Annotated in this window: 8 protein-coding genes; 7 read left to right on the forward strand and 1 reads right to left on the reverse strand. The window is 69.7% G+C overall.

Features of this window, described 5'->3' with window-relative positions:
• The first annotated feature begins 29 nt into the window (after positions 1 to 29).
• The 7 genes from Q4P07_RS08870 (at position 30) to Q4P07_RS08900 (ending at position 7531) form a co-directional block, all read left to right on the forward strand.
• Positions 30 to 818, forward strand: coding sequence for an electron transfer flavoprotein subunit beta/FixA family protein (locus Q4P07_RS08870; RefSeq protein ID WP_303374563.1), 789 nt, complete (start codon positions 30 to 32; stop codon positions 816 to 818).
• Between the two features lie 30 nt (positions 819 to 848).
• Positions 849 to 1814 (forward strand): electron transfer flavoprotein subunit alpha/FixB family protein, encoded by a 966-nt coding sequence (locus tag Q4P07_RS08875; RefSeq protein WP_303374552.1) that lies wholly within the window; start codon positions 849 to 851, stop codon positions 1812 to 1814.
• Positions 1815 to 1839: 25 nt separating this feature from the next.
• Positions 1840 to 3102, forward strand: a complete 1263-nt coding sequence (locus tag Q4P07_RS08880) for a cysteine desulfurase family protein (protein ID WP_303374553.1) — start codon at positions 1840 to 1842, stop codon at positions 3100 to 3102.
• Positions 3102 to 4229: a tRNA 2-thiouridine(34) synthase MnmA gene (gene mnmA, locus Q4P07_RS08885; RefSeq protein ID WP_303374554.1), complete on the forward strand. Its 1128-nt coding sequence runs from the start codon at positions 3102 to 3104 to the stop codon at positions 4227 to 4229. The genes Q4P07_RS08880 and mnmA overlap by 1 nt, the downstream gene beginning before the upstream one ends.
• A complete protein-coding gene (locus tag Q4P07_RS08890; protein WP_303374555.1) occupies positions 4222 to 5253 on the forward strand; it encodes a methionine synthase in 1032 nt (343 codons plus the stop codon). The genes mnmA and Q4P07_RS08890 overlap by 8 nt, the downstream gene beginning before the upstream one ends.
• Positions 5254 to 5337: 84 nt before the next feature.
• Positions 5338 to 6288 carry a DMT family transporter gene (locus Q4P07_RS08895; protein WP_303374556.1) on the forward strand — a complete coding sequence of 317 codons (951 nt, stop codon included), beginning with the start codon at positions 5338 to 5340 and terminating at the stop codon, positions 6286 to 6288.
• A gap of 124 nt (positions 6289 to 6412) precedes the next feature.
• Entirely contained in the window at positions 6413 to 7531 is a 1119-nt protein-coding gene (locus Q4P07_RS08900; RefSeq protein ID WP_303374557.1) for a Xaa-Pro peptidase family protein, read from the forward strand.
• Positions 7532 to 7578: 47 nt separating this feature from the next.
• On the opposite strand, the gene Q4P07_RS08905 is transcribed toward Q4P07_RS08900, so the two are convergent.
• Positions 7579 to 9045, reverse strand: a complete 1467-nt coding sequence (locus tag Q4P07_RS08905; protein ID WP_303374564.1) for a peptide MFS transporter — start codon at positions 9043 to 9045, stop codon at positions 7579 to 7581.
• Between the last annotated feature and the right edge of the window lie 4 nt (positions 9046 to 9049).

Here is a 9049-nt window from a genome sequence, read left to right on the forward strand (position 1 = left end):
AGACCCCCGACCACGAGGACGTGACGCGCGTGAACATCGTCGTCTGTGTGAAGTATGTCCCGGACGCCCAGGGCGACCGCGGCTTCACGCCGGACCACACCACCGACCGGGAGGCCGTTGACGGCCTTCTCTCCGAGCTGGACGAGTATGCCGTGGAGGCTGCTCTCCAGATCGTCGAGGCCGGGGAGGGTGCGGTCACGCTGCTGACCATGGGACCGGAGGATGCCTCCGCCGCCCTCAAGAAGGGGCTGCAGATGGGCGCCGACAAGGGTGTCCTCATCACCGACGAGGCGATCGCGGGCTCCGACGCCGTGGCGACCTCGCTGGTGCTGGCGCAGGCGATCACCAAGCTCGGCGCGGACACCCCCGTCGACCTGGTCCTGACCGGTCTGGCCTCGACCGACGGCTCGATGAGCGTGGTCCCCGCGATGCTCGCCGAGCGCCTGGGCCTGCCGCAGGTCACTTTCGCCTCCGAGCTCACCGTGGACGGTGGCACCGTGACCATCCGCCGCGACGACGCGGTCGCCTCCCAGACCGTGCAGGCCTCGCTGCCCGCGGTCGTGTCAGTGACCGACCAGATCAACGAGCCGCGTTATCCCTCGTTCAAGGGGATCATGGCCGCCAAGAAGAAGCCCGTGGAGACCTGGGGTCTGTCCGACCTCGACCTCGACGCTTCCCAGGTGGGCCTCGACGCCGCCTGGACCACGGTCGAGACCGTTGAGGCGCGGCCCCCGCGATCCAAGGGTGAGGTCGTGACCGACGCAGGTGAGGGTGGCAAGGCCCTGGCCGCCTTCCTCGCGTCCCGCAAGTTCGTCTGAGTCGCCCAGAGCCGAAAAGGAGTCAAGAAGATGGCTGAAGTTCTCGTCCTGGTCGACCACGTCGACGGAGATGTCCGCAAGTCCACCACCGAGGCGCTGACCGCGGCCGCCCGCCTGGGCGAGCCCTCCGCGGTGCTCGTCGGTGACGCCGCCGCCGCCGCGGCTGCGCACGACACCCTCGCCCGCTACGGCGCCGCGAAGATCTACCGCCTCGAGGGCGCCGCCTACACCGACCACCTCGTGGCGCCGGTGGCTGAGGCGCTCGCGCACCTCGTCGAGCGCACCAGTGCAGCGGCGGTGTTGCTGCCGGCCACCAACGACGGTAAGGAGATCGCCGGTCGTCTCGCTATCAAGACCAGCTCCGGTCTCATCACTGATGCGGTCGACGTCCAGCCCGGTCCCGTCGGAGGCGTGCAGACCACCCAGTCGGTGTTTGCGGGGGCCTACACGGTGGTCACGAACGTGACCCAGGGCTCTCCGATCCTCACCCTCAAGCCCAACTCGATCGAGCCGGCCGAAGCGCCCGGCGTCGGCGCAGAGGAGAGCATCCAGGTCCAGCTCTCCGAGGCGGCCACTGCCGCCACCATCACCGAACGCAAGGAGAAGGAGGCGTCGGGTCGTCCGTCGCTGACCGAGGCCTCGATCGTGGTCTCTGGCGGGCGTGGCACCGCGGGTGACTTCGGCCCGGTCGAGAACTTCGCCGACTCCCTCAGCGCCGCCGTCGGTGCCTCACGCGCGGCCGTCGACGCCGGTTGGTATCCGCACGCCGCGCAGGTCGGCCAGACCGGAGTCCAGGTCTCACCGCAGCTCTACATTGCGGCCGGCATCTCTGGAGCCATCCAGCACCGGGCCGGTATGCAGACGTCCAAGACGATCATCGCGGTCAACAAGGACGAAGAGGCCCCGATCTTCGAGCTGGTGGACTTCGGTGTCGTCGGCGACCTTTTCGCCGTGCTGCCGCAGGCGACGCAGGAGGTCAACGCTCGCAAGAGCTGACGTGTTGCTCACTTAGACTGAGTCGGTGCCACCGACCCTCACCACCCCTGCTCCGTCCTCTCCGCCCGCGCCCGTCTACCTCGACCACGCGGCCACGACCCGGGTCCTGGAGGAGGTAGTCGAGGTGGTGGCACGGACCATGCGGGACGCCAGCCTGGGCAACGCCAGCTCTCTGCACGCTGCGGGCCGCAGTGCCCGGCGCGTCGTCGAAGAGTCCCGGGAGCGGATCGCGCAGGCGCTAGGGGTGCGGCCCTCCGAGGTCCTCTTCACCTCCGGTGGCACCGAGTCGGACAACCTGGCGATCAAGGGCACCTATGCTGCGCGCGTCGCCGGCACCGGACGACGCGACCGGTTGGTCGTCAGCAGCATCGAGCACCACGCCGTCCTGGATTCGGTCGAGCATCTCATCGCCTCGCAAGCCGCCAGGGTCACCTGGATCGAGCCGGACCAGGACGGGCTCATCACGCCGCAGGCACTTACCGCCGCGCTGGAGGCCGACGGCGGCCCCGACACCGCGGCCCTGGTCAGCGTGATGTGGGCCAACAACGAGGTCGGCACCGTCCAGCCCGTGCCCCAGCTCGCGGAGATCGCGCATGCGCACGGCATACCCCTGCACTCCGACGCGGTTCAGGCCCTCGGTCAGGTCGCACTCGATCTGTCCACCGTCGATCTCGGCGTGGTCACCGGCCACAAGATCGGTGGACCGCTGGGGGTGGGTGTCCTCACCGCCGGCCGTGACCAGTCCCCCGTCCCGCTCTCGCACGGTGGCGGGCAGGAGCGGTCGCTGCGATCCGGCACGCTGGACACGCCAGCCATCGCCGGGCTCGCCGAAGCGATCGCGCTCGCCGTCGAGCACCAGGACGCTCATGCCACCCGGCTGGTCGGACTGCGCGACACCCTGATCGAGGGCGCGCTCGCGCTCGATCAGGGGATCACGGTGACTGGGCCGTGGACGCCTGGCGACCGCGCCCGTCGCCTCCCGGCCAACGCGCATCTGCGCGTCGCCGACTGCGATAGCGACTCCCTGCTCTACCTGCTCGACGCAGCCGGGATCGCCTGCTCGACGGGCTCGGCCTGCTCGGCCGGGGTCGCACGCGCCAGCCATGTGCTCCTGGCGATGGGGATCCCGCAGGAGGAGGCTCGTGGCGCGCTGCGTCTCACCCTGGGCCGCACCTCCACCCAGGCCGACGTCCAGGCCTTCCTCTGCGCGCTCCCGGGCGCGCTCGAGCGTGCCCGACGAGCGCACCAGAGCGGTCCGGCTGTCGCCGCTGCGGAGGTGACCCTCTGATGCGTGTTGTCGCCGCCATGAGCGGGGGAGTCGACTCCGCGGTCGCCGCCTCGCGGATGCTGGAGGCCGGCCATGAGGTGGTCGGCGTGCACCTCGCGCTTGCCCAGTCCGCGGCCACCCTGAGGGAGAGCGCCCGCGGCTGCTGCACGATCGAAGACGCCGGCGATGCCCGACGAGTCGCCGACCGCCTCGGCATCCCGTTCTACGTCTGGGACATGGCGGAGCGTTTCAAGGCTGATGTCGTCGACGACTTCATCGCGGAGTATGCGGCTGGCCGCACCCCCAACCCCTGCCTGCGGTGCAACGAGAAGATCAAGTTTGCGGCGCTCCTGGACAAGGCTCTAGCGCTCGGTTTTGACGCGGTCGCCACCGGCCACTACGCCCAGATCGTCGAGGTCGCTGACCCGGACGCGCCCCACGGCGTCCGCCGCGAGCTGCACCGCGCCGTCGACCCGGCCAAGGACCAGTCCTACGTCCTGGGCGTGCTCGACGCTGACCAACTGGCCCGCAGCTTCTTCCCGCTCGGGGACACGGTCAAGGCCGACATCCGTGCCGAGGCGGCCGACCGGGGCTTCTCCATCGCCAAGAAGCCGGACAGCCACGACATCTGCTTCATCGCTGACGGGGACACCCGCGGCTGGCTCGCCGAGCGCCTCGGTGAGCGCCCCGGCCAGATCGTCGACCCCGAGGGCGCGGTCCTGGGCGAGCACGGCGGTGCGCACGGCTACACCGTCGGACAGCGCCGCGGCCTGGGGCTCAAGGTCCCCGCGGCCGATGGTCAGCCTCGGTATGTCGTCTCCACCGACACCCGGACCAACACCGTCGTCGTCGGAGCCGAGCAGCTCCTTGGTGTCGACCTCATCCACGCCGACCACGTCCGCTGGTGCGGGCCGGCCCCCGACGGCGAGCTGCGGCTGGGCGCGCAGATCCGCGCCCACGGTCAGGAGTATCCGGCGACGGTCGCGGTCGACCGGCCCCACGGCATACCTGAATCGCTGACGGTGCGGCTGGACGGACGGATCCGTGGGGTCGCGCCAGGCCAGTCCGTGGTCCTCTACGACGGCACGCGGGTCGTCGGCTCCGGCACGATCGCCCAGACCGGCAGGGGAGACTGGGGCCATGGTTGACGTGGTGGCGACAGGGCTCGGGTCCTGGCCCGGCGATGACGTGCGTGAGGCGCTGCGGGTGGTGCGCGGGGAGCTGACTGGCACCGTCCCCGCAGGGGTCCAGGGCTTGCCCTACCTGCCCGAGTTGCCCGCGCGTGGTCCTGGCGCCGACCTGGTCGGTCGCTCCGCTCACCTCCTGGTGGACCTGCCCGTCGATCTTGCGCCGCAGGGCTGGCGCCTCGTCGATCGGCCCGGCCGCGACGCGGCAAGGGCCTCGGCGCTGTGGCGCGAGGACCTGGATGAGCTCGCGGAAGCGTTCGACGGCTATGCGGGCCGATTGAAGGTGCAGGTCGCCGGACCGTGGACCCTGGCGGCGGCGCTGTGGAAGCCGTTGGGCGACCGGGTCCTGTCGGACGTCGGCGCGACCAGAGACCTGATCGATTCGCTCGCCGAGGGGGTGCGATCCCATGTCCTGGAGGTCCGCCGGCTGCTGCCCGGGGCCGACCTCGTCGTCCAGGTCGACGAGCCGAGCCTGCCCGCCGTCCTCGCTGGTCACGTGCGCTCCGACTCCGGCCTCAACGTCCTGCGCGCTCCGGAGGCGGCAGCGGCGCGGGCGGCCCTGGGGCAGGTGCTGGAGGCGGCGAAGGATGCCGGAGCGGTGCTGACGGTCGTGCACTGTTGCGCCGCTGAGGTGCCGATCAGCCTGCTGCGCGGTGCCGGCGCCGACGCCATCTCGGTGGACGTGGCACTGCTGCCGCGTCGCTCCTGGGAGCCTCTCGCGGAGGCCGTAGAGTCCGGCGGCCAGCTCTGGGCGGGACTGCTGACGCCCTCCACGAGCGCCGAGCTGTCCAGGGCACGCGCTGAGCAGCTGCTCGCCCCGGTGCTCACCCTGTGGCACGAGGTCGGCCTGGAACGGGCCCGCCTGGTCGACGTCGCGGTCACCCCCACCTGCGGTCTGTCCGGGTCAACACCCGACGGGGCGCTGGAGATCACGGCGTCCAGCGTCGCGCTCGCCCGTGCGCTCGCGGACCTCATCGACGGTTGACCGGCTAGCGGCCGCTGATCGGCCGCCTGCGGTGTCGCGCTGGCCCGGTGCACCGAGGCATGGTGGTGGGTGCAGGATGAGCGGGTGAGCCCGCCGCCGTCCCGAACACCGTGGCAGGTCTGGTATGTCGCGCTGGCCTTCATCTGGGGCTCGAGCTATCTGCTCATCAAACTTGGTCTCGGCGCGCTCAGCGCAGTCCAGGTCGCGGGCCTGCGCATCATCTTTGGGGTGGTCGTCCTGCTGGCTCTGCTCGCGATCACCCGCTCGCAGCTGCCGCGCGGGCGCCGGACCTGGGGCCACCTCGTCGTGACCGGGACGCTGCTGTGCACCCTGCCGTGGGTGCTCTTCTCGCTGGGGGAGGAGCGGGTGAGCTCCGCGGTGGCCGGCATCTCCAACGCCACGACCCCCGTTGCCGCAGTCGTCGCGACCGCGCTGATGCTGCCGGGCGAGCCCGTCGGCCGCCGACGTCAGCTGGGCGTCGCTATCGGCTTCGTCGGGGTGGTCCTCATCGCCCAGCCCTGGTCGTTGGAGCACTGTCCCGATCCGGTCGGACTGCTGATGGTGCTGGCGGCCTCTGCCAGCTATGGCTTGGGCTGGACCTACGTCCGCCGCTATCTGCACGGCGTCGACCCGGGTGGTCTCGCGATGCCTACTGCGCAGGTCATGGTGGCCGCCGCGCAGGTGCCCTTCCTCGTGGTCGGCGACTGGTGGCTGCGTGGCGCTCCGGCCGGAGGTCCACTCGCTCCCGGCGGCACCGAGGTCGGCGTGGGCTGGGCACTGTGGGGACCCCTCCTGGCCGTGGCGGTCCTGGGGATCGTCGGGACCGGCCTGGCGCAGGCGATGCAGTTTGAAGTCGTCCGCGCCGCCGGTCCGACCGTGGCCACCAGCGTGACCTATCCGATCATCGTGGTCTCCGTGGTCCTGGGGGTGTTCGTCCTGGGAGAGAGCGTCGCGCCGCTCGTGCTCCTCGGTGCGGTGATCGTGCTGCTTGGCTCACTGCTGATCACCGGGCACCGTCCCCACCGGAGTGGGTGACCTCGGGGACGGCCGGCTCGGAGTACGGTGAAGTGGTCCCGTTGCCGCAGCGGTGCTCTCGAGATCGCTTCTGGGTCTGACCCTTGGTCGGTGATGACGTCGTTCGACTGGCAGGAGCAGGAAAGTGACCGAGCTCGATGACGAAGGTCCTGAGCGGATCCGCCGTGCCCAGGCCGGCATGACCGAGGCAGGGTTGGACGCGTTGCTGCTGTCGCCGGGACCCGATCTGCGCTATCTGACCGGCTATCAGGCGCTGCCGCTGGAGCGGCTGACGTGCCTAGTGGTGCGGGCGGACGCAGACCCGGTGCTGGTCGTTCCGGCCCTGGAGCGTGCGGCAGCCCAGGCTTCTCCCGCTGGCGCCACGGGCCTGGAAATTGTGGGGTGGGACGAGACTGATGACCCCTACGAGTTGGTAGCCACCTTCGTGCCCGACGCGCACGCCGTGGGCCTCGACAACCAGATGTGGGCCGAGAAGGTGCTTCGGCTGCGTGCCTCCCTGCCCGGCGCGCGACAGCAGGTGGCCGGTGCGGTGCTCTCGCCGTTGCGGATGCGGAAGTCGGTCGCCGAAGTCGAGGCGTTGCGCCAGGCCGGGGCTGCGATCGATCGAGTGCACGCGCGAGTGCCCGAGCTGCTGCGGTCCGGGCGCACGGAACGGCAGGTGGGCGCCGACATCGCCGAGGCAATTCGGGCTGAGGGCCACGTCAGCGTCGACTTCGTCATCGTGGGATCGGGGCCGAACGGCGCGAGTCCGCACCATGAGCTGTCCGACCGGGTGATCGGTCCAGGTGACCCAGTGGTCATCGATATCGGTGGCACGACGCTCGCCGGGTACTGCTCGGACTCCACCCGCACGTATGCCGTCGGCGAGCCGTCTGCAGCCTTCCGCACCGAGTACGAAGTGCTACGCCTGGCCCAGGCTGCCGCGGTGGCCCACGTGCGCCCCGGCGTGACCTGCGCCTCGGTCGATGCCGCGGCTCGCGAGGTCATCGTGGAGGCCGGGTTCGGCGAGCTCTTCATCCACCGGACGGGCCACGGCATCGGCTTGCAGACCCACGAAGATCCCTACATCGTCGAGGGCAACGAGTTGCCGTTGGAACCCGGCATGGCCTTCTCCGTCGAGCCTGGCATCTACCGCGCCGGTCGCCACGGTGCCCGCATCGAGGACATCGTGGTGTGCACCCAGGACGGCGTGATGGCGCTGAACCAGAGCGACCACGACCTCGTGCTGGTGCCGGCCACGTAGGCGCGCGTGCCGATCGTCGCCCTGGGCACCGCTTGGGCTGCTCGGGGTCAGCGGACCCCGAGCATTTTCCTCTTCAGCATCGGGACCAGGGCACCAAGGATCAGACCGAGCACGATCGCGGTGCTGCCGATGACGGTGAAGTAGGTGACCTCGGTGTCCTGGTTGTAGTAGCGCGCCAGGATGCCGGCCAGGGTGGTGCCGACGGAGACGGACAGGAAGAACAGCGCCACCATCTGGGTCCGGAAGGCCTCCGGCGCGAGCTTGGTCGCCACGGACAGGCCGATGGGGGAGAGCAGCAACTCGGCGCAGGTGAAGAGGAACAGGATGAACACCAGGCCGAGCAGCGGCGTGCTGTTGGGGCCGCCACCGGCGAACGGGATGAAGGCGAAGAAGGCAAGGCCCATCACGACCAGGGCGCCGGCGAACTTCAGTGGTGAGCTCGGCTGCTTGGAGCCCATCTTGGTCCACACCGCGGCGAAGACTCCGGCGAGCACGATGATGAAGACGGGGTTGATGGACTGCACGAAGGTAGGTGGCATGGTCCAGCCGAAGAAGGTGCGGTCCAGGCTCTTGTCCGCGTAGATCGCGACCACGGTGAACTGCTGCTGGAACAACGCCCAGAAGGCCGCCGACGCGATGTAGAGCGGGATGAACGCGCGCACCCGGCTGCGCTCGTCCGCGCTCACTTTGCTGCTGGTGAGGAGTAGCGCAAAATAACCGATCGAGGCCAGGATGGCCACTACCGCCATCACGTCAGCGAGGTTGCCGGCCTCCAGGAGTCCGGTGAGCACGGCCCCCGCGATGAGGACCAGGCCTCCAACGGCGATCAGGATCCACCGGAGGCGATCTGAGGAGGGCAGGGGGTTCATGACCTCGTGCGCCTTCTCGGGCAGGTTCTTGCGCGTGAGGGAGTACTGGACCAGGCCTATCGCCATGCCTACGGCTGCGGCACCGAAGCCGATGTGGAAGCCGTACTCCTTCCACAACCACCCTGTGATCAATGGACCGATGAGCGCGCCCGCGTTGATGCCCATGTAGAAGATGGAGAACCCGGCGTCACGGCGTTCGTCGTCCTTGGCATAGAGGGTGCCGACCAGCGAGGTGACGTTGGCCTTCAGACCCCCGGAACCGACCCCGACCAAGATCAGGCCAGCGGTCAGCCCGATGACGTCAGGCAGCACGGCCAGCGAGATGTGGCCGAGCATGATCATGATCGCGGAGTAGAACAGCACCCGTTCTGAGCCCAACACCCGATCTGCCAGCCAGGCTCCCAGGATCGTGGACAGATATACCCCGCCGCCGTAGGCGCCGACCAACCCGGTGGCCACCGCCTGGTCGATGCCCAGGCCTCCGTCGGCGACCGTGTAGTACATGTAGTAAAGGAGAATGCCCTGCATCCCGTAGAAGGAGAAGCGTTCCCACAGCTCCACGCTGAACAGGTTGGCGAGCATCCGCGGTTGGCCGAAGAATGATGCCCTGGTATCGCCCTGGGTCGGGGACTCGACGCTGGTCATCAGT

Origin of the sequence: Ornithinimicrobium sp., assembly GCF_030537745.1 — a bacterium.
Classification (GTDB): Bacteria; Actinomycetota; Actinomycetes; order Actinomycetales; family Dermatophilaceae; genus Ornithinicoccus.

What these genes read in the sequence shown, in the direction of transcription:
- Q4P07_RS08875 (WP_303374552.1), top strand. Translation starts at nt 849, where the DNA reads ATGGCTGAAGTTCTCGTCCTGGTCGACCACGTCGACGGAGATGTCCGC.
- mnmA (WP_303374554.1), top strand. Translation starts at nt 3,102, where the DNA reads ATGCGTGTTGTCGCCGCCATGAGCGGGGGAGTCGACTCCGCGGTCGCC.
- Q4P07_RS08890 (WP_303374555.1), top strand. Translation starts at nt 4,222, where the DNA reads ATGGTTGACGTGGTGGCGACAGGGCTCGGGTCCTGGCCCGGCGATGAC.
- Q4P07_RS08905 (WP_303374564.1), bottom strand. Translation starts at nt 9,045, where the DNA reads ATGACCAGCGTCGAGTCCCCGACCCAGGGCGATACCAGGGCATCATTC.